This is a genomic window from Variovorax raffinosi (genome assembly GCF_051216615.1).
GTDB lineage: Bacteria > Pseudomonadota > Gammaproteobacteria > Burkholderiales > Burkholderiaceae_C > Variovorax.
The window spans coordinates 130,940-154,635 of the sequence record NZ_JBPJZR010000007.1 but is presented as its reverse complement, the minus strand read 5'-3'; the positions used below and the strand labels follow the sequence as shown (position 1 = coordinate 154,635).

Annotated in this window: 19 protein-coding genes and 1 tRNA gene; 6 read left to right on the top strand and 14 right to left on the bottom strand. The window is 67.6% G+C overall.

What is annotated here, in order from left to right; genetic code table 11:
* Positions 1-15: 15 nt before the first annotated feature.
* Positions 16-309 carry a hypothetical protein gene (locus tag ACSFB7_RS21325; RefSeq protein WP_435473693.1) on the top strand — a complete coding sequence of 98 codons (294 nt, stop codon included), beginning with the start codon at positions 16-18 and terminating at the stop codon, positions 307-309.
* A gap of 76 nt (positions 310-385) precedes the next feature.
* Here ACSFB7_RS21325 and ACSFB7_RS21320 read toward each other — a convergent pair whose 3' ends face one another.
* The gene (locus tag ACSFB7_RS21320; RefSeq protein WP_435473691.1) at positions 386-1,897 is read right to left on the bottom strand and encodes a hypothetical protein; all 1,512 of its coding nucleotides are present in this window, start codon (positions 1,895-1,897) and stop codon (positions 386-388) included.
* Between ACSFB7_RS21320 and ACSFB7_RS21315 the strand changes: the two genes are divergently transcribed.
* Positions 1,896-2,456 (top strand): hypothetical protein, encoded by a 561-nt coding sequence (locus ACSFB7_RS21315; protein ID WP_435473689.1) that lies wholly within the window; start codon positions 1,896-1,898, stop codon positions 2,454-2,456. The two genes, ACSFB7_RS21320 and ACSFB7_RS21315, sit on opposite strands and share 2 nt — an antisense overlap.
* Positions 2,457-2,482: 26 nt before the next feature.
* Here ACSFB7_RS21315 and ACSFB7_RS21310 read toward each other — a convergent pair whose 3' ends face one another.
* Both ACSFB7_RS21310 and ACSFB7_RS21305 read right to left on the bottom strand, forming a co-directional pair.
* Positions 2,483-4,162, bottom strand: a complete 1,680-nt coding sequence (locus tag ACSFB7_RS21310) for a methyl-accepting chemotaxis protein (RefSeq protein ID WP_435473687.1) — start codon at positions 4,160-4,162, stop codon at positions 2,483-2,485.
* Between the two features lie 138 nt (positions 4,163-4,300).
* Entirely contained in the window at positions 4,301-4,975 is a 675-nt protein-coding gene (locus ACSFB7_RS21305; protein ID WP_435473685.1) for a site-2 protease family protein, read from the bottom strand.
* A 119-nt stretch (positions 4,976-5,094) separates the two neighbouring features.
* On the opposite strand from ACSFB7_RS21305, the gene ACSFB7_RS21300 reads away from it, so the two are divergent.
* Entirely contained in the window at positions 5,095-5,655 is a 561-nt protein-coding gene (locus ACSFB7_RS21300) for a DsbC family protein (protein ID WP_435473682.1), read from the top strand.
* 12 nt (positions 5,656-5,667) lie between these two features.
* On the opposite strand, the gene ACSFB7_RS21295 is transcribed toward ACSFB7_RS21300, so the two are convergent.
* The 8 genes from ACSFB7_RS21295 to ACSFB7_RS21260 all read right to left on the bottom strand — a co-directional run bounded on the left by ACSFB7_RS21295 (position 5,668) and on the right by ACSFB7_RS21260 (position 15,981).
* Positions 5,668-6,822, bottom strand: coding sequence for an acyltransferase family protein (locus ACSFB7_RS21295; RefSeq protein WP_435473680.1), 1,155 nt, complete (start codon positions 6,820-6,822; stop codon positions 5,668-5,670).
* Positions 6,823-6,832: 10 nt separating this feature from the next.
* Positions 6,833-6,907, bottom strand: a tRNA-Arg gene (locus ACSFB7_RS21290).
* A 35-nt stretch (positions 6,908-6,942) separates the two neighbouring features.
* Positions 6,943-11,019 carry a translocation/assembly module TamB domain-containing protein gene (locus ACSFB7_RS21285; RefSeq protein ID WP_435473678.1) on the bottom strand — a complete coding sequence of 1,359 codons (4,077 nt, stop codon included), beginning with the start codon at positions 11,017-11,019 and terminating at the stop codon, positions 6,943-6,945.
* Positions 11,020-11,034: 15 nt separating this feature from the next.
* Positions 11,035-12,981 (bottom strand): autotransporter assembly complex protein TamA, encoded by a 1,947-nt coding sequence (locus ACSFB7_RS21280; RefSeq protein WP_435473676.1) that lies wholly within the window; start codon positions 12,979-12,981, stop codon positions 11,035-11,037.
* A gap of 64 nt (positions 12,982-13,045) precedes the next feature.
* Positions 13,046-14,233 (bottom strand): vWA domain-containing protein, encoded by a 1,188-nt coding sequence (locus ACSFB7_RS21275; RefSeq protein WP_435473674.1) that lies wholly within the window; start codon positions 14,231-14,233, stop codon positions 13,046-13,048.
* A gap of 21 nt (positions 14,234-14,254) precedes the next feature.
* Positions 14,255-14,842 (bottom strand): GNAT family N-acetyltransferase, encoded by a 588-nt coding sequence (locus ACSFB7_RS21270; protein WP_435473672.1) that lies wholly within the window; start codon positions 14,840-14,842, stop codon positions 14,255-14,257.
* A gap of 34 nt (positions 14,843-14,876) precedes the next feature.
* Complete coding sequence (locus tag ACSFB7_RS21265) at positions 14,877-15,122, bottom strand: hypothetical protein (protein ID WP_435473670.1); 246 nt, start codon at positions 15,120-15,122, stop codon at positions 14,877-14,879.
* A gap of 4 nt (positions 15,123-15,126) precedes the next feature.
* Positions 15,127-15,981, bottom strand: coding sequence for an AAA family ATPase (locus ACSFB7_RS21260; protein ID WP_435473668.1), 855 nt, complete (start codon positions 15,979-15,981; stop codon positions 15,127-15,129).
* Positions 15,982-16,132: 151 nt separating this feature from the next.
* Between ACSFB7_RS21260 and ACSFB7_RS21255 the strand changes: the two genes are divergently transcribed.
* Positions 16,133-16,825, top strand: coding sequence for a c-type cytochrome (locus tag ACSFB7_RS21255; RefSeq protein ID WP_435473666.1), 693 nt, complete (start codon positions 16,133-16,135; stop codon positions 16,823-16,825).
* Positions 16,826-16,897: 72 nt separating this feature from the next.
* Here ACSFB7_RS21255 and pcaG read toward each other — a convergent pair whose 3' ends face one another.
* Together pcaG and pcaH are read right to left on the bottom strand one after the other, a co-directional pair.
* Entirely contained in the window at positions 16,898-17,506 is a 609-nt protein-coding gene (pcaG, locus tag ACSFB7_RS21250) for a protocatechuate 3,4-dioxygenase subunit alpha (RefSeq protein ID WP_435473664.1), read from the bottom strand.
* A gap of 19 nt (positions 17,507-17,525) precedes the next feature.
* Positions 17,526-18,260: a protocatechuate 3,4-dioxygenase subunit beta gene (pcaH, locus tag ACSFB7_RS21245; protein WP_435473662.1), complete on the bottom strand. Its 735-nt coding sequence runs from the start codon at positions 18,258-18,260 to the stop codon at positions 17,526-17,528.
* Between the two features lie 104 nt (positions 18,261-18,364).
* Here pcaH and ACSFB7_RS21240 point away from each other — a divergent pair, with 104 nt between their 5' ends.
* Positions 18,365-19,354 carry a LysR substrate-binding domain-containing protein gene (locus ACSFB7_RS21240; RefSeq protein WP_435473660.1) on the top strand — a complete coding sequence of 330 codons (990 nt, stop codon included), beginning with the start codon at positions 18,365-18,367 and terminating at the stop codon, positions 19,352-19,354.
* Here ACSFB7_RS21240 and ACSFB7_RS21235 read toward each other — a convergent pair.
* Entirely contained in the window at positions 19,351-19,785 is a 435-nt protein-coding gene (locus ACSFB7_RS21235; protein WP_007838777.1) for a DUF1841 family protein, read from the bottom strand. The genes ACSFB7_RS21240 and ACSFB7_RS21235 overlap by 4 nt on opposite strands.
* A gap of 485 nt (positions 19,786-20,270) precedes the next feature.
* Here ACSFB7_RS21235 and ACSFB7_RS21230 point away from each other — a divergent pair.
* On the top strand, positions 20,271-23,696 hold a 3,426-nt coding region (locus ACSFB7_RS21230; protein ID WP_435473658.1), incomplete at its 3' end, for a hypothetical protein.

Genomic DNA, 23,696 nt, shown 5'->3' with positions numbered 1-23,696 from the left:
ATCTTTTTTTGCAGCATGGCCATCACCATCGTTGCCCTGTCGGCATGCGGTGAGACGAAGAAGCCGATGCCACCCGGGGTGGAAGGCATCCTGCCCATCGATGCCTCCACCGAGTACGTGTTCCTCCACAAGCCGACGACCGTGGATGGCGCCTGTGCCGGATGGAAGACGATCTCCATCCAGAAGCCCGACCAGCCCGCAACGGGTATGACCAATGTGATGTGCTGGAAGGAAGCCAACGGCCAGCTTCTGACCGCCACGGCAGCCAAAGTCTCGCCGAAAGTCGCGCCGATGGCGGCGATCCACTGAGGGAGATCACGGCCTTCGTGGTGCAGGAGCATCGGGTGGTGTGAGTGCCCCGGGGCGCACCCACACTGCGTCGCGCTCAGAAGTTCTTCAGGGTGTCGAGCTGCAACTGCGTCAGGCCGCGCTGGTACAGCACGTCGGTGCGGAAGTTCGCGGCGATCGCGGCGGCCTGCGTGTCCACGTCGGTGGCGCGGGCCGCGGTGCTCGTGGCGCCGATCCAGGTGTTCGTGCCCGTGAGGATCAGGAAGTTCGCGAGCGTGACCGTGCCGCCGGCCGGCACCGTGATGTCGAAGTCCGTCGTCACCGTGCTGCCGCCATCCTGGGTGTTGAGCGCCGAAGCGGAGAGGTAGGAGACGCTGTCCGCCGCGCCGAAGACGAAGCCCGCGTCGCGGCCATTGCCCATGCCGTCCCACACCGTCAGCGCCTTCAGCGGGGCACCCGCAGGCGGATAGATCACGCCCGCGTCGGAGGAGCCCAGGAAGCTGGTGTAGGTCACCTTCGCCGTGATGGACGATGCCGAGGGGTTGTGGAAGGTGTCCGTCATGCGCCCCCACAACTGGTTGGGCTGTGCGTAGAAGGTGCGCTGCACTTCGAGCCCGCGCAGCGTCCTGGCGCCGGAGCGGATGTTCTGCACGCCTCGCGTCTGCGACACGGTCCAGCCCGACAGGCCCGCGCTGAAGTCGCCGTTGACGACGAAGCTGCGGGACCGCGGCGCGCTGTCGTCCACCGACACCATCTCGATCGACGTGCCCTGGCCGCCATTGCATTGCTCGAACGACAGCACGACCACCTGGCCGACATAGGCCGTGAGCCAGGCGAACCCCGGCGGGCCCGACGGGCCGTTGCTGTCGATCCTGTAGATCGTCTGGAGCAGCCCGCCGCTGGTGTCGCGCAGCACCACCTGCATGAAGGCTGTCTCGTCATTGAAGTTGCCGCGCCACGCACCAGGCTTGCCGGTCCACCCGAGGTTCACGGGGGCGACGGCCCGCGTCAGGTCCAGGGTCTGCTGCAGCCGTGCATCGGGCACCGGATGCAGGAATGCGGCAGTGCCGTTCGACTGGAACTGCGGGTCCGTCGTGGTCGACACGACCTTCATGCCGTCGGCCTGCGTCATCTCGGGTCCCAGCGGCGTCAGCTCCTTGAAGGTCTGATCGCTGTCGAAGCCTTCCGAGCGATTGCCCACCTTCACACGCAATGCCAGCGCACCCGCGAACTGGCTGTTCCAGCCGTCCCCGATGCAGAAGTCGGGCCTCAGGTCCCAGAAGTTCGCCTGGCCGGGGCCGACGCTGGGGTAGAGGTCGTTGTCGTGGCTGACGATGCTCTGCGCAAGGATCGTCGATGCAGGCAGCAAGGTCGGCGTTGCAAGCTCGGGGCCGGCAGGTGGCGCCGGTGGATTGGGTGCGGGCGGTACCGGTGGCACCGGTGGTTGCGGTGCGGGTGGCATCGGCGCGGGAGGCTCGCCCGGGGCAGGTGCCGGCGGCACGTCGACCGGTGGAAAGGCGAACCCGCCACCGCCCCCGCTGCCGCCACCACCGCACCCGCTCAACACCGCGATGCCCACCGCGCTGAGCGCAAACCTTCTCCGGTCCATGATCGATTTCCTCGTGCTTCTTCTGAAGACAGTTCCAAAGCGGCGCGCCGATGGCGGCCGTGAGGCGCCGATTGAAGCGGCTTGGATGTCTTCGGACCATCACCGAAACTGGGTAGGAAGGCGCGTGGCGTGTAGTCCGTTTGTGCGATTGACGCTGCCGTCACGCGACGCCGCCGTGGTGGCCGTGGCGGCCGCAAGCGCAAAAGTAAGATCGGCCCTCGGCAACACCGGAGCAGCAGGCATGGCGCGCATCTTCTTCGTGGGCATCGTCATGGCCACTGTCGCGTGCGCGGCATTCGCGCAGGCGCGCAAGCCGTTGCCACCCGGCGTGGTGGGCGTGCTGCGCATCGACGCCGGCACCGACTATGTGTTTCTAGACCGGCCCACCGCCGTGGGCGGCGCGTGCAAGGGGTGGAAAGCCGTGTCGATACAGGCCCCGGGCCCGGCGGGCTCGGGCATGACCCACATCCTCTGTTGGAAGGAATCGAACGGGCAGTTGCTGACCGCAACCACCGCCAAGGTCACACCGGAAGTCGTGCCGATGGACCTGATTCGCTGAAGTGAACTGAACGACGGACGGGCCGCTCAGGCCGGCAGCAAGCGGTCTTTCGCTTTCGGCGCTGCAGCCAATTGCACTGCCCGTGGTGTCGGCGGCGGCATCCACTCCGCGTCCTGTGGCGCCGCTTCGCCGTCGCCGGGCAGCACGAACTGGCTGATGAGCACATCGAGATGACGCGCCTGGTCGCGCAGGCCTTCCGACGCGGCAGCGGACTCTTCCACCAGCGCCGAGTTCTGCTGCGTCATGCGATCCAGATGAGAGACGGCGGTGTTGATCTGCCCGATGTCCTGCGTCTGCGCATGTGTCGCGGCGGTAATGGCGCTCACGGTGTCCGCCACCTGCCGGATCGAATCCATGATGCGGCCCATCGTCTGCCCCGCGCTGTCGGCCAGCGTCGTGCCGGCTTCGATGCGGTGCACCGAGTTTTCGATCAGGCCCTTGATCTCGCGCGCGGCGGCGGCCGATCGCGTGGCGAGCTGCCGCACTTCGGCCGCGACCACCGCGAAGCCCCGGCCTGATTCACCGGCGCGCGCCGCTTCGACGGCGGCATTGAGCGCGAGGATGTTCGTCTGGAAGGCGATGCTGTCGATCACCCCGATGATGTCGGCCATCTTGTGCGAGGCGCGATGGATGTCCTGCATGGTGCCGACCACCTGCGACACCACCTCACCGCCCTGCGCCGCCACAGCGGCTGCGGCGCCGGCCATCTGCTCGGCCTTGCCCGCGGCCTCGCTCGACTGCTGCACGTTGCGCATCACCTGTTCGAGCGCAGCGGCCGTCTGCTGCAGGCTGGACGCCGCGTTCTCGGTGCGCGCCGACAGATCCGAATTGCCGTGGGCGATCTCGCCGGCCGCCACGTGCACGCTCTGCACCGACTCGCGCACCCGCAGGACCAGCTCGCGCAATGCGCCCTGCATGGCGCCCAGGGCCAGCAGCATCTGGCCGGCTTCGTCGCGCGAATGGCCTTCGATGTCCTGGCGCAGGTCGAGGCTGGCCACGCGCCCGGCCGTTTCACCCGCCACGCGGATCGGCCGGCTGATGTTGCGCACCAGCCACTGCGCCAGCACGATGCCCAGCAGCAGCGCCGTGGCACTGAACAGCACCAGCGCCAGCCGGGCCGAAGCGCTCAGGTCTTCGATGCGGACACCGGCCGCATCGATGGCCTCGCGTTGCGATTGCGCGAGCTTGCCGAGGGCCTCCAGCAGCGCGGCGGCGCCGGGCTGAAAGCGCTGCGCGTAGACGCTGCGGATGCGCTCGGTCAGGCCCGAGTCGCGCGCGGCGATCAGCTCCTTCACGGCCTTCTTGAAGTCTTCGCCGGTGGCCTGTGTCTGCGCGAGCAGTGCGCGGTCGGATGCGGTGTGAAGGCGCTGCGACACCTGCTGCATCAACTCGGCGTACCGGGTTTCGGTCGCCTGAATGTCGGCGGCCAGGATCTCGCCCACTTCAGGTTCGGAACTCAATGCCATCGCCTTGTAGCGCTCGGCGTTGATGGCCTGGTGGCGGTAGGCGTCCACCACCAGGCGCTCCGACACGCCGTGCTGCTGGATGGCTTCGTGCGTGGCCTCGTTCACCTTCGCCAGCGACCAGATGCCGATGCCCGAACCCGCAAGGGTCAGCAGCAGCACGACGCAGAAGGTGGCCAGGAGACGCCGACCAAGAACGTTGGTGGTGTTGTGGAATCGGGGAGCGCGAAGGTCGGTGGTCACAGGCAGGTTCCCGCGCCGGGTGCGGCGCAGGACGATGAGGGCAGGGGAGGTTTCCCGCGCTGGATTAAACCGATGCCTTGTTACCGCTCATTGACTGTTTCGACGCAGGGGTTGTCTGGTGTCGCACCGTTTTTTTCTTCAGCGCGCGAACGCGAAGAAGCCGATGGCCACTGCCCACGAAAAGGCCAGCGCAATGCACAGCCACACGGACCATTGCATCAGCATCTGTTTCCAGCGCGGTGTTTCCTGCGGGGCCGGGTCCAGCAATGCGAGCAGTGCCTGCCCGCCATTCATCATCGGCAGCGGCAGGAGGTTCAGCGCGGCGAACTTCGCGGCGAGCACGCCGAGCAAAGGCAGGAAGCCCTGCGTCGCGATGTGGCTCGCACCGGCGATCAGCGGCTGGGCGGTCGAAAGCGGCCCGAGTCCGCCCGTCACGATCTGCACGAAGCCGTGGCCCAGGCTCGCGAGCGCCGAGCCCGGATGCAGCAGGAGCGCCATGGCCACCAGCGAGGCCGCCCCGGCCAACGGCAGCAGGGCCTGTACCCATCGCGGCTGATGGTCGAAGGCGTCCTTCACCCAGCCGGGTGGCGCGCTTTCCGGAATGGCTTCGGCACGCGTGTCCTTGAACTGGACAGATCCCACCAGCGGCACCGCGCGCAGCCGGAAGATGCCGGCGGACAGCAGCACCGGGCCGAAGCCGAGCGACACCTCGCGGACCGCAATGCGCAACCGAAGGCCGAGCACGGTCATGACAAGCACGTGAACCGTGGTCAGCAGCGCGGTGGCTGCGATGAACTTCAGGGCGATGGGCATGGGGTTGGAGGGCGACGAAAAGCGGGGGCGGGCGAATGTTAGCGTCGGGGGCTCATGCCGCCACGCGCTCGCTGCGGCGAGACAGACATCTTTCTTCTTTCTTTCGACTGAACCCACCGATGAAACTTCGACGCCAACTTCTTCTTCTGATCCCCTGTGCGGTCGCGCTGCTCGCAGTCGCCAACGTCAGTGAAGCCCAGAGCCGCAAGAGTTCTGTCGAGGGACGGTTCGAGAAGCTTGCAGGCTTCTCTTTTGAACAACTGCCGCTGGCGGACGCCATCAAGGTCGTGCACGGCGATGGCAAGCGAAAGCTGGCCGTGTTCTCGGACCCCAACTGCGGCCACTGCAAGCGCGTCGATCAGGACCTGAAGAAGATCGGCAACGTGACGGTCTATGTGTTTCTTTACCCGATTCTTGGGGCCAATTCGGTCGCCAAGTCGCGCAATGTGTGGTGCAGCAAGGAACGCACGAAGACCTGGGAAAGCTGGATGCAATCGGGCACGGAGCCCGCCCCGGCGGCTGGCGCCTGCGATGCAGTGGCCCTGCAGCGGAACGCCGACTTCGGCCGCAAGCTCGACGTGAAAGGCACGCCGACGATGATCTTCAAGGACGGGACGCGGGTGCCCGGTGCAATCTCGGCGGATTGGATCCAGCAACTGCTCGCGGCGTCGGAGCGCTGAGCGGTATCGCGCTCAGGTCCCGGCCTTCATGCCTTCGGTCGTTGCGGGGAGTACGGGCGCGACGGGCTTGCGTCCGAATCGCTTGCCCAGCGCCGCCGTCGGCAATTCCACAGTGCGATGGATCAGGTAGGCGAGCGCAACGGCCGCGCCGAACGCGAGCAGCGCCGCAGGCACGAAGCTCACGCCGTTCGCCATCAGGAAACGGATGGCCGCGTACCCGACGAGCGAGTGCACGATGTACAGGGGATAGCTGACGTCGGCGAAGAAATCCAGCACGCGGTTCGCCCGGAAACGGCCGCGCAGCACATAGCAGACGCTGAAGAGCACAAGCGCATAGCTGTAGTTCGCTGCCGCACTCGCGGATTGCGCGAACCAGGGCGTCTTCTTCCACATCGCCAGGAAGATGATCAGCACGGCAAGGGCCGAGCCGATGAGCGCTTTCGGCGAAATCTTCTTTGTCAGTTCGAGATGAAAGAGGGTCCCGATGAACAGGAACGGAAGAAACAGCAACTCGGTGTTGGTCGAGGTAAGGCCGATCTGCAGGGGGCCCATCGGCACGATGTTCCAACCCTTGGGGATGCAGCTCATGTAGGCCAGCAGCGCCAGCGAGAAGCCCGTGATGGTCAGCACCGGCCGGCGCCGGATCCAGGGCCACAGCAGCATGGCGACGATGTAGAACTTGACCTCGACCGCGAGCGTCCAGTTGACGAGGTCCGTCGACAGATGGCCTGTCTGGATCTGGACCAGCAGCATGTTTGCGATCAGCCGGCCTGCGTCCATGTGAAACGCCTGTCCCCAGTATTTGCTGGAGAGCCACGCGACGAACAGCACCGCGGCACTGGCGGCCCAGTACGTCGGATAGATGCGCAGCAGGCGCGCCGCAAGGAAGCGCGCGGCGCCCAGTTTCTCCAGCGAGAACGGAATCACGAAGCCGCTGATGAGAAAGAAGATGGCAACGCCGAACGGACCGTAGTTGACGGTGGGCGGCGTGATGAACCGGCTTACCATCGACGCGGGGCCCTCGATCGGCGGCGCGAAGATGAACAGCGAAACGAGCTCGCGCGCGTTCCAGTAGGTTCCGGCGTAGTGGCTGACGATGACCATGAGCACGGCCAGGCCGCGCAACTGGTTGGCGAAGGCGAACTTGCCTTGTGCAGGGGGTGTCATCGTGGGTTGTTGGTGCCCTCGACAGGAATCGAACCTGTATCTGAGTCTTAGGAGGACCCCGTTCTATCCATTGAACTACGAGGACCGAAGGCAGGGCGAGACTTTACCAGTTCGGTCCTGTCAGTCGTACTTCACCGTATAGATCAGGTCCAGCCCGCTGGTCTGGCCCGCCTGGCCCCGCAGCGTGAGCTTCGTCGTCAGGTCGTAGAAGATGAAGATCGTGCCGAAGGTGCCGCCCAGGCTGCGTTCGTAGGTCACGTAGAAATCCTTCGACAGCCGCTTGCCCAGCGTCACGGCCGACTCGCGCAGGTCGCCGCCGCTGCCCGGGCCCTTGAAGCCGAGTTCGTCCAGGCCGAAGCGGCTGGCCAGGCTGCCGCCGGAGCCGCTGCCGCCGATCTTGCCCAGCAGCGACAGCGCGGCCTGCTGCAGCAGGGCCGACTCGCCGCCGCTGGTGGCCGAGGCGCGGCCCAGGATCACCCATGACAGCGTTTCGGCATCGGACAGCGCGGGTTCGGAATAGAGCTTGACGCGCGGCGATTGCGCGCTGCCCGTGATCTGCACGCCGGCGCGCTGCGAGATGTTCGGCCGGATCGCGAGGATGTCGAGCGCCGGGTTGTCGAAGGGACCGTTGAAGCGCGCCACGCCGGTTTCCACATCGAGCTGCTGGCCGTAGGCGCGGTACTGGCCCTTCACGGTCTTCACCTCGCCGGTGATGCGCGGCGGCGCATTCAGCTTGGTGCTGCGGATCTCCAGGTCGCCTTCGAGCCGCGTGGTGATGCCGCGGCCCTGCACCGCGAAGTCGTCGCCCAGGTCGAAGTTGACGACGATGTCCGGTGGCTTGGCGGTCTGCGGCTTGGCCGCCTGCGCGTCGACGCGGGCGGACTCGCGCCTGGCATCTTCCGCGGCCTCGCGGTCCTTGGCGGCCGAGCGCACGACCACGTCGCTGCCGAGGCTGGGCGCGGTCTCGTCGGGCAGGATGATCACGGCGCGGTCGGTCTTGAGCTTGCCGCGCACGCTGAACTGGCCGTTGTCCAGCTTGGCCTGCAGGTCGCCCGAGAGCGTGACCTGCCGGTCGGTGCGCACCAGCACGCGCAATGCGCGCAACTGGCCTTGCAGGGCCATGCGAATGCCCGATGCCGCGCCGTTCGCGGGGCCCCAGCTCATCTCGCCGCTGGCCGAGAGCGAGCCGCCATCGGTGCGGGCCTCGCTGGCCGAGGTGCTGCGGTTGCCGCTCTGGCCAGCGATGCGCGCCGAACTGCCGGCGCCGCCCTTGAGCGAGAACTCGGTGATCTCGATGCGCTCACCCGTCAGCGTGGCGCGCAGGCGGCCATCGCGCAGGTCGAGCCCTTCGACCGGCGCGCGCAGCGCGAGCTTGTCGGCGCCGAGGGTGCCGTTCCAGCGCGGCGCCGTGCGGCTGCCCGAGAGCGCGGCGCTGGCGTCGAGCGTGCCGGCGATGCGCCAGCCCGGCGGCGCGAGCATCGACCACACGCCCAGGTTGGGCAGCGTGGCCTTGATGGTGCCGCCCAGCGGCGCGTCGGCGGCCCATTGCCAGCCGCCTGCGCGCTGCTGCACGCGGGTGTTGATGTCGGCGTTGATCTGGCCTGCGCGTTCGCTGTCCCATGCGAGGGTGGCGTGCACGGCCTCGCCCAGCGCGTCGAGCTGCAGCTCGGCCTTGCGCAGGCCCGCCGGTGTGCTGGGCGCGTCGGCGCCGTTGGCGGCCGTGGCGGAATTCATCGTGCGTTCGCTCGCGGTGCCCGTGCCGGTGCTCGTGATGCGCGTGACCAGCGCGGCCTCGCCGGCCTGCACGCGAATGTCGCCGCTCTGGCGCGCGAGTCGTGCCTTGGCGCGCAGCGTGTCGCCGGCGTCGATGTTCCAGTCGCCGTCGAACATCAGGTCGCCGCTGATGCCCAGGTCGCTCAGTGTCGAGCTGGCGCCCAGCGCACCGGCCCAGGCCATCGGCAGGCCTTGCATCTGCCCCTTGGACTGCAGGCGGAACACACGATTGGGTGCCGCACCGCTCTGGCTGAAGCGCAGCGGCTGCCAGTCGATGCGCACCGTGCCCGGCACCGGGCCGCGCAGCGTGGCCGCCGCGGCGGAGGCTTCGACGTCGAGGCGGCCCGCGTTCGAACCGCTGCCGGTACGGATGGTGGCAGTGACTTCGCGGCTCAGTTCCACCACCCACGGGTTGCCGGGGCGTGCGCTGTCTTGCGCCTGCAGCCGCAGGCTGGCCAGCGCCGCGCGCCACTGGTCGTTGCCGGCGATGCCGCCGCTGGCGCGCGTGTCGATGGTGAACTTCTGCGTGCCGGTGGTGGCCTCGCCCTGCAGCGTGAGCGTGGCTTGCGCAAGGCTGCCCGCGAGGTCGGCACGCAGGTCGCGCAGTTGCACCGTGGTGGCGGTGCCACCGGCTTCGGCGGCCGGCAGGTGCAGTTCGAGGCGGGGCACGCCGAGCGCGGCCTTGAGCGTGGGTTCGGTGATGCCGCGCTGCGCCGGCGCGTTCGCGTTCTGCAGCCGACGCTGGATGGTCTGCCAGCCGCCTTGCCAACTGGCGTCGAGCTTCGCGGAGCCCTTGGCACTGGCGTTGGCGAACACGCTCGAGAGCCCCGGCAGGCCCTGCACCCAGCGCTGCAGGGTGTCTGCATCGTCGATGCTGGCCTTGATCTCGCCGCTGCCCGTGGTCGGCGCGATGCGGCCTTCGAGTTGTGCGCCGCCGCCCGGCAGCGTGAGGTTCAGCTTGCCGCTGCCGGCCTGCTCGGCCACGCGCACCTGCAGCTTGCCGTCGATGCTGGCGCGCTGGGCTTCGATGCGCAGCGTGCGCAGGTCGAGCACCTGGTCTTTCCATTGGCCCTGGGCCAGTGCACGGTCGAGCGCGAAGCCCGGCAATGCCTTGCTTCCGGCGCCGCCGCCTTCGGCGCGCAGTGCGGCGTCGAAGCTGATGGTGTCTTCGCGCTGTTCGGCCTTGAACTGGCCGCTGACGGGCGCGCCCGAGAGTTCGCTGTACAGCGCAGCGGGCCGCACGCCGCGCACGGTGGCCTGTGCCTTCCAGGGCGCGGGGGCCGGGCTCCAGCTGCCCTCGGCATCGATGCGGCCGCCGCCGGCGCGCACGGTGGCTTCGGGAATGGTCCAGTTCGTGCCGTCGAAGCCGACGCGCGCCTGCACCTGCTCGACCGGCAGCTTCTCTTCGTCCCACGGGCCCGGAACGCTGTTGCGTATGTCGGCCGAGGCCTTCCATGCAGACGGCCCGGTGTCGGCATCGGGTTCGAGCGAGACGGTGCCGGTCAACCGTGTTTCGGGCGCGCCGGGCCACAGGCTGGAGGCATCGACGTTGCGCAGGTCCGCCTTGGCGTCGATCACCGGTTGCGGCAGCCAGGGCGCGATCTGCGCCTGCAGCTTCGCTTCCATCGGTGCGTCGGCGTTTTCTTCGGCGGGCTTCAACTCGGCCGCGACCTGCAGGCGTGCCGCCTTGCCCGAGAGCGTGCCCTTCACCGTGGCTTCGGCCAGCACATCGATGTTGTGGTCTTCGGCCAGCGGCGCCTTCACGCGGCCGTCGAGCGCGGCCTCGATGGCCATCGGCGCGGGGCCTTGCAGCTTGACGCGCGCGCTGTAGTGGCCGTCGGCAATGTCCACGCCCTTGACTTCGAGCGCGTGCTCGGCGGCCTTGTAGCTGTAGCTGCCGGTGAGGTTGGTTGCCGCCAGCGCGGGCGGGCCGGCCCAGCGCAGCGTGTCGATGCGAAAGGGCAGTTCGACCTCGACCGGCAGCGTGATCTGTTCGAGCGGCTCGGTGGGCTTGTCGCTCGGCGGGCCCCGGCGCTCGATCAGCACCTGCTTCGCATGCACCTCGCCGAGCTGCACCTTGCGCTTGAAGAGCGGCGCGAGCTGCCAGCCAATGGTGGCGTCATCGACCTCGACGGCGATGCTCTCGCTCTGGTACTTGAGCCAGCCGATGTGCCCGCCGGTGCGCAGCGAGCCGGTCACGTCGCGGCTTTCGAGCGACTGGCCGGCGGGCAGCCGCTGCGCGGCCTGCGCCAGCGCGAAGGCCAGCGACTGGTTCGAGCCCAGCCACCACCACGCGCCTGCGCCCAGCAGCAGCACCGCCATGAACAGGCCGAGCACGGCCCAGCCCAGCGCGCGCATCACCCGGCGCATGCGCGAGCGCCTGGCGACGGGCGGCGTGGGCGATGAATCGGTTTCGGTCGACATCAGTAAGGCACAGGGTCAGAAGGTGAAGCCGAGGCGAAAGTGCAGGCGGAACTTCTTCGTGTCCACGCCATAGGCCAGGTCGGCCTGCACCGGCCCGACAGGGCTGCGCCAGCGTGCGCCGACACCCACGCCCACCTTGGGCTTGAGCTCGCCGGGCTTGTCGGCCACGGCGCCGGCATCGACGAACACGACGCTTTCCAAGTCGGTGAGCTTGTCCTTGTAGACGAAGGGGCGCTGCCATTCGGCGCTCAGCACGCCGAGGTAGCGGCCCGCGACGGTCTGGCCGTCCGAGCGCACGGTGCCGATCTGCTTGTAGCTGTAGCCGCGCACGGTGGTGTCGCCGCCGGTCAGGAACATCAGCGTCGACGGGATCTGTGCGCTGTCCTTCGCCGAGACGGCACCCGCTTCGGCGCGCAGTTGCAGGCGGCTGCTGCGTGCGCGTGTTTCCTTGTCGTCGGACGAGCCGAACGCCAGCGGCAGCACGCCGAGCCAGCGCACATAGGTGCGCGTGAAGGGCGTGCGCTGGCCGGTCAGCGTGTAGCCAGCAGCCAGTTCCAGCGCAAGGCCGTAGCCGCGCGAGGGCGCGGAGTTGCTGTCGAAATAGCGTCCGGTCCAGCCCCAGTTGGCGGTCACGGCCGAGGCCGAGGGCGGCGCGTTGACGCCGCGGTTCTGGGCGTAGTCGTACTGCAGGAAGTAGCTGCGGTCGATGTGGTCGCTCGACTGGTTGCGCCCGCCGCGCAGCCGGCCGCTGTCGACGATGTAGCTGCCCGACTCTTCGCGCTTGACCTCGCTGCCGGCGAACCAGCGCCAGCCCTGGTCGTTGGGAATCGCGTTCCACTCGGTGCCCAGCGACTTGATGTCGTTGTCGACCGAGAGCTTGGAGACAGCGCGCCAGCCCAGCAGCGGGATCTGGTTGTGGATGTGGTCGATCGACAGGCGCGGGCCGTTGTCGGTGGTGAAGCCGGCGCCCAGCACCACCTTCTGCAGTGGCGCCTCGCGCAGTTGCGCGATGACGGGCGCGAACTGTGGGTTGCCGCTTTCGGTGTCGAGCGTGAGGAACACCGAGTCGTAGTAGCCGCTGCTGGCCAGTCGCTGCTGCGCATCGAGCAGCTTCTGCTGGTCGTAGTCGGCGCCGCTGGGCAGGCGGGCGATGCGGCGCGCGCCGTCGGGGTCGTAGCGCTTGAGGCCGTTCAGCACGAGCGGGCCGAACTTGTAGGCCGGGCCAGATTGGTAGGTGACGTTCAGGCGGGCTTCATGGCGGTCGGCATCGACCTCGGCGCGGCTGATCTCGATGTTGCCCGTGGGGAAGCGCTTGGCCGTGAGGCTGCGCAGCGCGGTGGTCTTGGCGTCGTCCCAGGCCTGCTGGGTGAAGGGCTGGCCGGCGCGCAGCGCCCATTCGGTGCGGATCGTGTCGCGCTGGCCCTCGGCAGCCGCGTCGTCGGCAATGGCGCCGCCGTAGCTGATCTGCACGTTGCTCACCTTGGTGATGTCGCCGGGCGCGACCGTGATGACGATCTCGCGCGGGGCCTTGGTGCTGTCGGGTGTCTCGTTGAGTTCGAGCGTCAGCGTGGGCGTGAAGTAGCCGAGGGTGCCGAGCAGCTCGCGGGCATTGGCTTCGGCCGCCACCATGAGGCGCGAGATCTCGGTGGCACCGAGGTCGTCGAGTTCGCGGTAGCGCTGGATTTCGAGATGCAGCGTGAGGTAGTTGCGCACGTCCTCGGGGCCGCGCACGTCGACGGTGAAGGCATCGCGGCGGTCGGCCTTGGCCTTGTCGTCGTCCTTGCTGTCCTTGCCATCCTTGGCCGTGCTGTCGGCATTGCCGGCGCGCACGAGACCGGCCACCGGCTTGCCCTCGGTGTCGTCTTTTTTCGGCAGCAAGCTGCAGCCTTGCAAAAGCAGGACGCCTGAAAAAAGCAAAGCCGGCAACCACGCCGGCGCAAAAACGGAAACCACCCTGACCATGGGCGGATTCTGACAGCAAGCCCGGCCGGTTCCTGAAGGCCCGGGCCGCATCGCCGGCTTCGCCCTACTTGGACAGCATGCGCATCGCTTCTTCAAGACCCCGCAGGGTCAGGGGATACATGCGGTTGGACATCAGCTGCTGCATCACCGCGATGCTCTGGCGGTACTGCCACACGCCCTGGGGCTCGGGGTTGATCCACGCGAACTTCGGAAAGGTGTGCGTGAGGCGCTGGATCCACTCGGCGCCGGCCTCTTCGTTGTTGTACTCGACGCTGCCGCCGGGCTGCAGAATCTCGTAGGGGCTCATGGTCGCGTCGCCGACGAAGATGAGCTTGTAGTCCTTGTTGTACTTGCGCAGGATGTCCCAGGTCGCGAACTTCTCGGAGAAGCGGCGCTTGTTGTTCTTCCACATGAAGTCGTACACGCAGTTGTGGAAGTAGAAGAACTCCAGGTGCTTGAACTCCGTCTTGACGGCCGAGAACAGTTCTTCCACGCGCTGGATGTGCTCGTCCATCGTGCCGCCCACGTCCATCAGCAGCAGCACCTTGACGTTGTTGTGGCGCTCGGGCCGCATCTTGATGTCGAGGTAGCCGGCGTTGGCGGCGGTCGAGTGGATGGTGTCGTCCAGGTCCAGCTCTTCCTCGTGGCCTTCGCGTGCGAACTTGCGCAGCCGGCGCAGCGCGACCTTGATGTTGCGCGTGCCCAGCTCCTGCGTGTCGTCGTAGTCCTTGTAGGCGCGCTGGTCCCACACCTTCACCGCGCTCTTGTTCTTGCCCGCGCCGCCGATGCGGATGCCCTGCGGGTTGTAGCCGCCATTGCCGAAGGGCGAGGTGCCGCCGGTGCCGATCCACTTGCTGCCGCCCTCGTGGCGTTCCTTCTGCTCCTCGAAGCGCTTCTTGAGCGTTTCCATGAGCTCGTCCCAGCCCATCTTCTCGATCTTGGCTTTTTCTTCGGCGGTGAACTCGCGCTCCAGCGTCTTCTTGAGCCAGTCGAGCGGCACTTCTTTCGTGAAGTCGGTCAGCATCTCGACGCCCTTGAAGTAGGCGGCGAAGGCGCGGTCGAACTTGTCGTAGTGCTTCTCGTCCTTCACCAGCGCGATGCGCGAGAGGTAGTAGAAGTCGTCGATGCCGTAGGCGCCGTCGGAGTTGGGCCCCACCACGTCGGCCTTCAGGGCTTCGAGCAGCGTGAGGTATTCCTTGACCGACACCGGCAGCTTGGCCGAACGCAGGGTGTAGAAGAAGTCGATGAGCATGGAGCGCTCCTTGTGTTTCGTTCAGCCGCGCGGCTTGTCGAGCAGGTACAGCAACTGCGCCTTGACCTCGGGCCATTCGCCCGCGCGCAGGCTGTACATGACGGTGTCGCGGATGGTGCCGTCGCGGCGCATCGCGTGGCCGCGGATCACGCCGTCTTTCTTCGCGCCCAGGCGCTCGATGGCGCGCTGCGAGGCAAAGTTGAAGTTGTCGGTGCGCCAGCCCACCACGTTGCAGCCGAGCGTGTCGAAGGCGTGGCTGAGCATCAGCAGCTTGCAGGTGGTGTTGACGTGCGTGCGCTGGCAGCGCGCGGCGTACCAGGTGTAGCCGATCTCCACGCGCTTCACGCCCGGCAGGATGTCGTGAAAGCTGGTGCTGCCGAGCACCGTGCCCGTGGCGGCTTCGGTGACGGCGAAGGCGAAGCGGTCGGCGGTCTTGAGCGCAGTCTCGATGTAGGCGCGGGTGTTCTCCGGCTCGGGCACGGAGGTCACGCGCAGCTTCCACAGCTCGCCATCGGCGGCCGCGGCGCGCAGGCCTTCTTCATGGTCGAGCGACAAGGGCACCAGCGCGAGGTCGCGGGCCTTCAGCGTGACAGGTTCGACGAACGCCATCTTTTGTCCCACTCTCTTCGAGCTTGTGTAGTCTTCAGCCGCGCGGATCGCCGTACTTGCGCACGTACCAGACGCGCGCCGCCTGTGCCCCGGCACCGCCGCCCAGGCCGACCAGCGCAATGCCGAAGATCTCGCGCTTGCTGTATTCGCCGCTGCCGAAAGCGTCGAGCCCGAGCAGCAGCCCGAGCCCGCGGCCAAGCAGCGCGCCCACCACGAACAGCACGGCCTGGGCAACGCCCAGCTTCATGAGCTGTTTGGTGGAGTGTGGTTGTCGGCTCATGGGCTCAACGGTTGTTGCGTTGCATGAAGACGAGCTTCTCGAACAGCGTCACGTCCTGCTCGTTCTTGAGCAGCGCGCCCACCAGCGGCGGCACGGCGACCTTCTCGTCCTTGCTCTGCAGCGCTTCGAGCGGAATGTCTTCGGCCACCAGCAGCTTGAGCCAGTCGAGCAGCTCGGAGGTCGAGGGCTTCTTCTTCAGGCCCGGGAGGTTGCGCACGTCGTAGAAGGTCTTCATCGCGGCCGTGAGCAGCTCTTGCTTGAGGCCGGGGAAGTGCACCGCGACGATGTGCTTCATCGTCTCGGCATCGGGGAACTTGATGTAGTGGAAGAAGCAGCGGCGCAAGAAAGCGTCAGGCAGTTCCTTCTCGTTGTTCGAGGTGATGAACACCACCGGTCGGTGCTTGGCGCGGATGAGCTCGCGCGTCTCGTAGCAGTAGAACTCCATGCGGTCGATTTCGCGCAGCAGGTCGTTCGGGAATTCGATGTCGGCCTTGTCGATCTCGTCGATCAGCAGCGCCACCGGCTCGTCGGCCGTGAAGGCCTGCCAGAGCACACCCTTGACGATGTAGTTCTGGATGTCCTTGACACGCTCGCCGCCATCGAGGTCCTTGAGTTGCGAGTCGCGCAGGCGGCTCACGGCGTCGTATTCATACAGGCCCTGCTGTGCCTTGGTGGTCGACTTGATGTGCCACTGCAGCAGTGGCAGGCCGAGCGATTGCGCCACTTCCTCGGCCAGCATGGTCTTGCCGGTGCCCGGCTCGCCCTTGACGAGCAGCGGACGCTTGAGGGTGATCGCGGCATTCACCGCGAGCATCAGGTCCTGTGTGGCGACGTAGTTGTCTGAGCCCTGGAATTTCATGAATGAGACGGAGGCTGGGGGTGGAGAAAAGAACACACTCGACACGCGTTGTGCAGCCTCAGGGTTGGCCTGCACAGGGATCCGGAAGACCCCTGCATATAATCGAATGTTGATTCGAAAAACTGTAGCTCCACGAGATTGTGCGCGCAAAATGAACAAGTTGTTGACCACGATGTTTGCCCTTGCTGTCGCTTGCGTGACGCTCTCGGCACAAGCCCAGCAAGTCACCGGCAAGGCCCAGGACGGGGCCAAGAAGGTTGCGATGTGCGTGGGCTGCCACGGCATCATCGGCTACCAGGCCAGCTTCCCCGAGATCCACAAGGTGCCCATGATCGCGGGGCAAAGCGCCACGTACATCACGTCGGCCCTCACGGCCTACAAGGGCGGTGACCGCAAGCACCCCACCATGCGCGCCATTGCCGACACGCTCACCGAACAGGACATGGCCGACCTCGCCGCCTACTACAGCCAACTGGGCGTGAAGGAAGGCGATGCACCACCGGCCGCGCTGGCCAAGGCCACGCCCGAAAACATCCAGGCCCTGATCGCACGCGACAAGGACAACAGCTGCACCAAGTGCCACGGCGCCAACTTCAACACGCCGAACGACGGCACCGTGCCCAAGCTGGCCGGCCAGCATGCCGACTACCTCTTCGTCGCGCTCAAGTCGTACCGCGTCAAGAACAACCCGCACCTGGGCCGCTCGAACGCGGTGATGGGCCAGCAGGTCGAGCCGAAGAAGTTCACCAACGCAGAGCTGAAGACGCTCGCCACCTACATCAGCTCGCTGCCCGGCGAACTGAAGACGGTGCCGGAGTCCCGCATTCACCACGGCGCGCAGTAAACAAGCGCTTCGCTCCCAACAAAAAAAGCCCGCGCGATGCGGGCTTTTTTGTGTCCGGGATTTCCCTCGGTTTCAGACGTCGAAGAAGGCCGTCTCGTTCGCGCCCTGCATGCGGATGTCGAAGCGATAGGTGACGGCGCCGCCCTGTTCGCTGCGTTGCGCAATCAGCGTGTGACGGCGATCGGCCGGCACGCTCTCGAGCACCGCGTCCTTTGCATTCACTTCGGCTTCGTCGCTGAAGTACACGCGCGTGAACGCATGCAGCAGCAGGCCGCGCATCAGCACGATCACATTGATGTGCGGTGCTTCGCCGGGCGTGTGCGCGCCGGGCTTGACGGTGTGGAACACAAAGCGGTTCTGCGCATCGGTGCCCGTGCCGACACGGCCGAAGGCGCGAAAGCCCAGCGCGCGCGCTTCATCGGGCGTTTGCGGATAGCGGCCTTCGCCGTCGGGCTGGCTGATCTCGACCATGGCATCGTTGATCGGATTGCCGTCGCCGTCGATCACCTGGCCTTCGAGGCGGATGCGCTGGCCGGTGGCGTTGTCCAGCGCCACGACGGCATCGAAGGGCTGGTTGAAGTCGTAGCCGTACTGCGTGGCGGTGAGGCCGTAGGCGAAGTAGGGGCCCACGGTCTGGGAAGGGGTCTGGCCGAAGTCGGCTTCCTGTGCGCTCATCAACATGGTGTGTGTCTCCTTCGGTTCAGCGGTTCTCGAACGGCGTTTCATCGGCGCCGCGCAGCACCATGTCGAACTGGTAGCCGAGCGCGTAGCCCTCTTCGGTGATGTCGAGGCTGAAGTCGGCAACCAGCCGGTTGCGATAGCGCTCGGGCGTGCCGGTGACCATCGGGTCGTACTGCAGCAGCGGGTCGCCGGGGAAGTACATCTGCGTGACCAGGCGGCTGGCAAAGCTCTGGCCGAACAGCGACAGGTGGATGTGCTGCGGGCGCCATGCGTTCGGGTGGTTGCCCCACGGGTAGGCGCCCGGCTTGATGGTGAGGAAGCGGTAGCGGCCTTCGCTGTCGGTCAGGCAGCGGCCCGCGCCGAGGAAGTTGGGGTCCAGCGGCGCGTCGTGCTGGTCGACCTTGTGCACGTAGCGGCCCGAGGCATTGGCCTGCCAGAGTTCGACCAGCGTGTTGGCGACCGGGCGGCGATGCTCGTCGAGCACCTGGCCGGTGAGGATCATGCGTTCGCCCAGCGGCTCGCCGTTCTTGCGCGCGTTGCGCGTGAGGTCGTGGTCGAACTCGCCGATGCTGTCGTGGCCGTACACCGGCTGCTGCAGCTCGCCGAGCGAAGCCTTCAGCGGAATCAGCGGCTTCTGCGGGCCGCGCTTGCCGGTGGACTTGTAGCCCGGGTAGACATAGCTGGGGTGGGCTTCCCAGTCGCGCGGGGTGAGGGTGGTGAGCGGGCCTTGCAGGCCCTGGGTCTTGGTCAACATCTGTGGTGTCTCCTGTCGTGGGACGAATCCGGAAGCCCAGACTTTAGAAGCGTCATCCAATGATGTAAATTGAAGATTGGTCCATTTCCAATAACCAGCAGGCATTGAAAAACTCCACCGACCTTCGCCAGGATTTCGTGCGCAACGTGCAGTTGCGCCATCTGCGCTGCCTCGTCGCCGTGGCCCAAGAGCGCCACCTGGCGCGCGCGGCCGGCCGGCTGGCGCTGAGCCAGCCCGCGGTGTCGAAGACGCTCTCCGAGCTGGAGGCGATCGTGGGCGCGCGCCTGGTCGAGCGCAGCAAGGCCGGCCGCCGTGGCGTGCAGGGCCTCACGCCGGCCGGCGAGCAGTTGCTCACGCATGCGCTGCGCGTGCTCGAAGCGCTCGACGCCAGCGCACAGGCGGTGGCGCCGGCCTCGGGCGAGCGCATCGAGCGCCTGCGCATCGGCGCGCTGCCGAGCGTGGCGCCGGCCCTGTTGCCGATGGCACTGGCGCGGCTGCGCGACGGCTGGCCATCCGCACAGGTCATGGTCAAGAGCGCCGCCAACGGCGCGCTGCTCGACGAACTGCGCGCGGGCGAACTGGACATCGTGGTGGGCCGCATGAGCGACCCGCGCCTGATGGGCGGCCTGAGCTTCGAGCTGCTGCACACCGAGCCGCTGGTGTTCGCCGTGCGCGCCGGCCATCCGCTCGCGCTGAAGGCGGCCTCGGTGCAGGCGGTGCTGGCCTATCCGCTCGTGGTGTACGGCGAAGGCACGATCCCGCGCCACAACACCGAGAGCTTTCTGTCGGCGCGCGGCCTCGTGCTGCCGACCAATGCGCTGCAGACGCTCGACGTGGCGGTGGCGCGCGCATTGGTGGCGGTGTCCGATGCAGTGTGGATCACGCCGCTCGGTGCCGCGCGCAGCGAGCTGGCGGACGGCCGGCTGGTGCGGCTGCGCATCGACACGGCCGGTACCGAAGAGCCGGTCGGCCTGCTGCAGCGCAGCGATGCCGAACCGTCGGCGCTGCGTGGCGCCATGGCCGCGCTGTTGCGCGAGGCCGCGAAGCAGCAGGGCGCGCTGCCTTCAAAAAGAAAAGCCCGGCGCAGCCCTTAGTCTTTCGTCGCCCGGCGCTGCACGCAGGCCACATAGCCTTCGCCGTCCGGCGGGCGGCCGGCGCGCTGGCTCTCCCACATCATCTGGCCCAGGCAATCCATTGCCTCGTGATGCGCGTGCAGCAGCGAGCCGCGGCGCGCGGCCAGCAACTCGACCGCCTGGCGGATGCCGCGCGGCTGGTCGATCGAGCATTGCTCGCTGATCGACAAATGCATCGACAGATGCAGGAACGGGTTCTCGCGGCCGTTCGATCCGTCATAGACCCGCGCGACCGCCGCATCGGCATCGGCCAGGTCCTCGTGGTACTCGGGGTGTTCGTCGATCCATCCGGCGGCGATGGTCTCCAGCGCTTCCATCGGCAGGCCCTGCCGGTGCTTGGCGTACACGTCGCAGAAAAAGCGGCGCACATCTTCCTGGGAGGGATTGAACATATATAGATAGTGCAGAAGAAGAAAAAGAGGTGGGAAGGACGAAGAGAAAAGACCACTTTTTCGCGGCCTGAATGTGCCCGGCGTTCCGGGTACATCGCGTTACCTCGTAACGTAACGAATCGCGAAATGACCTTCTTACGAGCTGTTTCGACGCGCCGTCGACAAGCCGATTTTCAGAAAAATATTCATATAAATCAACAGGTTGCGTGGTCTGCAACCGGTCTGGCACAAGGCCTGGAAAAAGCGGCACGCAAGTTGCCCCTGTAGAGGCATCTTTTGTCACAGAGGCTGCCATGACCGCTCAACAAGCATCGACCAATTCGACCGAAGGACTTGCCGCCGCCGGCGCTGCTCCAGTGGTCATCGCTCAAGCCACCGTCACTCCGCTCGGCGCTCCCGCCGCGTTGAGTTCGGCGGCACCCGCTGCCGCAGCTGGCCCCGCCAGCATCGGCACATTATCGAATGCGACGCCCGGCGTCGCGGTGATGCGCGAGGGTGTCCGCATTCCCGTCGATGGCAATCAGACGCTGGTGGCCGGTGACCGCGTGATCGTTCCGCAGGACGGCCATGCCAATGTGCTCTTTCCCGGCTCGGCCACCAACAAGGCACCGCTGTCTGGCGTCTTCACCGGCGGCACCGATGCGACCATCGGCTCGACCAAGCTGCCGGGCGGCCTCGAACAAGTGAATGTGGATGTCGCCTCGGGCGACCTGCAAGTGACCCCGCCGGACAGCGATGCCGACGCAGCCGCACTGGCCGTGACCAAGAAGCTCGCCGCCGGCAGCGGCATCGGCCTGGGTGAATTCGCACTGGGCGCACTGGGTGCCGCGGCACTGGGCGCGGCGCTAAGTGGTGGTGGCGGTGGCGGCGATACCGGCATTCCGCTGCTCGTGTCCTCGGGCAATCCCTCGACGCCTCCCGCACCGCCCCCGGCCCCTCCGACCGGCACCGATGCGGACGCCGATGCCGATGCGGACGCGGACGCGGATGCGGACGGTGACGCCGATGCAGACTCCGATGCGGACGCAGACGCGGACGCCGATTCCGATGCAGACGCCGATGCCGACTCGGATGCAGATGCGGATGCCGATTCGGACTCCGATGCAGACGCGGATGCGGACTCCGACGCGGATGCCGATGCCGACTCGGACGCAGACGCGGACGCCGATTCAGACTCCGACGCGGACGCTGACGCCGACTCGGATGCAGACGCCGATGCCGACTCTGACGCCGATGCGGATGCCGATTCAGACTCCGACGCGGATGCCGACGCCGACTCCGATGCAGACGCGGACGCCGATTCGGACGCCGACGGCGATCACCTGCTCGATCCGGCCGACGGCGCCGTGGGCCACGTGCTCACCGGCCTTGGCAACGCACTCGGCCTTGGCGGCGCGCTCACCCCGGTCAGCCATCTGGTCGATGGTGTGACCGACGTTGTCGACAACGTGCTGGCTCCGCTGCTCGGCACCAACTTCACGCCGAACAACCCGAACGAGTTCGACCCGATCGACAACACCGTCGGCCAGGTGACCCACCTGCTGGGCGGCGCGCTGAGCCCCGCACTCGACGGCCTGCTGGGCGCCGGTGCCACCAACGCCATCCTCGGCAACGTGCTGGGCCAGGTCGACTACCTGACTGACGCGCTGCACAACGGCCTGCAGAACCTGATCGGCGACCACGGCATCGTGAGCGGCCTGACCGGCGCACTCGGCCTCGGTGGCGTCACCGACCAACTGCTGGGCACCCACGGCGTGGTCGGCAATGTGCTGGGCACGGTGCTCGGGCCGAACAGCCTCGTGAGCGGCCTGCTGGGCGACCATGGCTTGGTCGGCGGCCTGCTGGGCAGCGACGGCCTCGTGGGCGGCCTGCTCGGCGAGCACGGCGCGGTCGGCGGCCTGCTCGGCAACGTGCTGGGCCACGACGGCCTGGTCGGCGGCCTGCTCGGCAGCGAAGGTGCGGTGGGCGGCCTGACCGGCGGCCTGCTGGGTGAACACGGCCTGCTCGGCGGCCTGCTCGGCGACGGCAGCGCCCTTGGTGGCCTGCTCGGCGACGACGGCCTCGTGGGCGGCCTGCTCGGCTTCAACGGCGGCCTGTCGGATCTCTTGGGCGTCGGTGGCCTCACCGGCGAACTGCTGGGCCACGGTGGCCTGGTCGACAGCCTGCTCGGCGAGCACGGCGTGATCGGCGGCCTGATCACCGACAGCCCGCTGGGCGGCCTGCTCGGCGGCGAAGGCGGCCTGTTGGGCGGTGCGCTCGGTGGCCTGCTCGGCAACGACGGCCTGGTCGGCGGCCTGCTGGGTGACCACGGCCTGCTGGGCGGCCTGCTCAGCAACGACGGCCTGCTCGGCGGTGTGCTGGGCGACAACGGCATCGTCGGCGGCCTGCTCGGTGGCGATGGCCTTCTCGGCGGTGTGCTGGGCAACGACGGTCTGGTGGGTGGCCTGCTGGGCAACGACGGTCTCGTCGGTGGCCTGCTGGGTGACCACGGTCTGGTCGGCGGCTTGCTGGGCAGCGACGGCCTCGTGGGCGGCTTGCTGGGCGACCATGGCCTGGTCGGTGGCCTGCTGGGCGGCGACGGCCTCCTGGGCGGCGTGACCGGCATCGGTGGCGGCCTGCTCGGACCGGACGGCCTCGTCGGCGGTCTGCTGGGCGAGCATGGTGTGGTCGGCGGCCTGCTGGGCAACGACGGCCTGCTGGGTGGCCTGCTCGGCGGCGTGCTGGGTGGCATTGGCGGCGGTACCCCTGCGCCCGCTGGCACGGCGCTGCTCGACCCGGTCGACAGCATCGTCGGCGGCGTGGCCAACGGTCTGAACCATGGCCTGCTCGGAGGCCTCGGCCTGGGCAACGTGCTGACCCCGGTCGTCAGCCTCACCGACCACGTGACCGACACGGTCGACGGCCTGCTTGGCCCGCTGCTCGGCACGACCTTCACGCCGAACAGCCCCAACATGCTCGACCCGGTCGACAGCGTGGTGAAGAACGTGACGGACGGCGTGAACGGCCTGCTGAGCCCGCTGACCGATCAATTGCTTGGCGCCGGCACGACGCATGCGCTGCTGAACGCGGTCGACACGCAAGTCGACTTCCTTACCGACGGCGTGGCGCATCTGCTGAACGGCGGCCTGCTGGGTGGCGTGCTCGGCGGCGGCGCGGCGGGTGGCCTGCTCGGTGGCGTGCTGGGTGACGACGGCCTGCTGGGCGGTCTGCTCGGCGGCGATGGCGGCTTGCTCGGCGGTGTGCTGGGTGACGGCGGCCTGCTTGGTGGTGTCCTCGGCAACGACGGCCTGCTGGGCGGTCTGCTCGGTGGCGATGGCGGCTTGCTCGGCGGTGTGCTGGGTGACGGCGGTCTTCTGGGCGGTCTGCTCGGCGGCGACGGTGGCTTGCTCGGCGGCGTCCTCGGCAACGATGGTCTGCTGGGTGGTCTGCTCGGCGGCGACGGTGGCTTGCTGGGCGGCGTGCTCGGCGGTGACGGCGGCCTGCTCGGTGGCGTCCTCGGCAACGACGGCCTGCTGGGTGGCTTGCTTGGCGGCGACGGCGGCTTGCTGGGCGGTGTGCTCGGTGGCGGTGCCACCGGCGGCCTGCTCGACGGCGTGCTCGGCGAACACGGTCTGGTCGGCGGCTTGCTCGGCAGCGACGGCCTCGTGGGCGGTCTGCTCGGTGGCGTGACTGGCGGTGCCACCGGTGGCTTGCTCGACGGCGTGCTCGGTGAACATGGCCTGGTCGGTGGCCTGCTCGGCGGCGACGGTGGCTTGTTGGGCGGTGTGCTCGGTGGCGGTGCCACCGGCGGCATCCTCGACGGCGTGCTCGGCGAACACGGTCTGGTCGGCGGCTTGCTCGGCAGCGACGGCCTCGTGGGCGGTCTGCTCGGTGGCGTGACTGGCGGTGCCACCGGTGGCTTGCTCGACGGC

Excerpts from the sequence above, each read along its gene's own strand:
- ACSFB7_RS21325 (WP_435473693.1), top strand. The coding sequence starts at position 16 with ATGGCCATCACCATCGTTGCCCTGTCGGCATGCGGTGAGACGAAGAAG.
- ACSFB7_RS21315 (WP_435473689.1), top strand. The coding sequence starts at position 1,896 with ATGATCGATTTCCTCGTGCTTCTTCTGAAGACAGTTCCAAAGCGGCGC.
- ACSFB7_RS21320 (WP_435473691.1), bottom strand. The coding sequence starts at position 1,897 with ATGGACCGGAGAAGGTTTGCGCTCAGCGCGGTGGGCATCGCGGTGTTG.
- ACSFB7_RS21305 (WP_435473685.1), bottom strand. The coding sequence starts at position 4,975 with ATGCCCATCGCCCTGAAGTTCATCGCAGCCACCGCGCTGCTGACCACG.
- ACSFB7_RS21300 (WP_435473682.1), top strand. The coding sequence starts at position 5,095 with ATGAAACTTCGACGCCAACTTCTTCTTCTGATCCCCTGTGCGGTCGCG.
- ACSFB7_RS21295 (WP_435473680.1), bottom strand. The coding sequence starts at position 6,822 with ATGACACCCCCTGCACAAGGCAAGTTCGCCTTCGCCAACCAGTTGCGC.
- ACSFB7_RS21285 (WP_435473678.1), bottom strand. The coding sequence starts at position 11,019 with ATGTCGACCGAAACCGATTCATCGCCCACGCCGCCCGTCGCCAGGCGC.
- ACSFB7_RS21280 (WP_435473676.1), bottom strand. The coding sequence starts at position 12,981 with ATGGTCAGGGTGGTTTCCGTTTTTGCGCCGGCGTGGTTGCCGGCTTTG.
- ACSFB7_RS21275 (WP_435473674.1), bottom strand. The coding sequence starts at position 14,233 with ATGCTCATCGACTTCTTCTACACCCTGCGTTCGGCCAAGCTGCCGGTG.
- ACSFB7_RS21270 (WP_435473672.1), bottom strand. The coding sequence starts at position 14,842 with ATGGCGTTCGTCGAACCTGTCACGCTGAAGGCCCGCGACCTCGCGCTG.
- ACSFB7_RS21265 (WP_435473670.1), bottom strand. The coding sequence starts at position 15,122 with ATGAGCCGACAACCACACTCCACCAAACAGCTCATGAAGCTGGGCGTT.
- ACSFB7_RS21260 (WP_435473668.1), bottom strand. The coding sequence starts at position 15,981 with ATGAAATTCCAGGGCTCAGACAACTACGTCGCCACACAGGACCTGATG.
- ACSFB7_RS21255 (WP_435473666.1), top strand. The coding sequence starts at position 16,133 with ATGAACAAGTTGTTGACCACGATGTTTGCCCTTGCTGTCGCTTGCGTG.
- pcaG (WP_435473664.1), bottom strand. The coding sequence starts at position 17,506 with ATGTTGATGAGCGCACAGGAAGCCGACTTCGGCCAGACCCCTTCCCAG.
- pcaH (WP_435473662.1), bottom strand. The coding sequence starts at position 18,260 with ATGTTGACCAAGACCCAGGGCCTGCAAGGCCCGCTCACCACCCTCACC.
- ACSFB7_RS21235 (WP_007838777.1), bottom strand. The coding sequence starts at position 19,785 with ATGTTCAATCCCTCCCAGGAAGATGTGCGCCGCTTTTTCTGCGACGTG.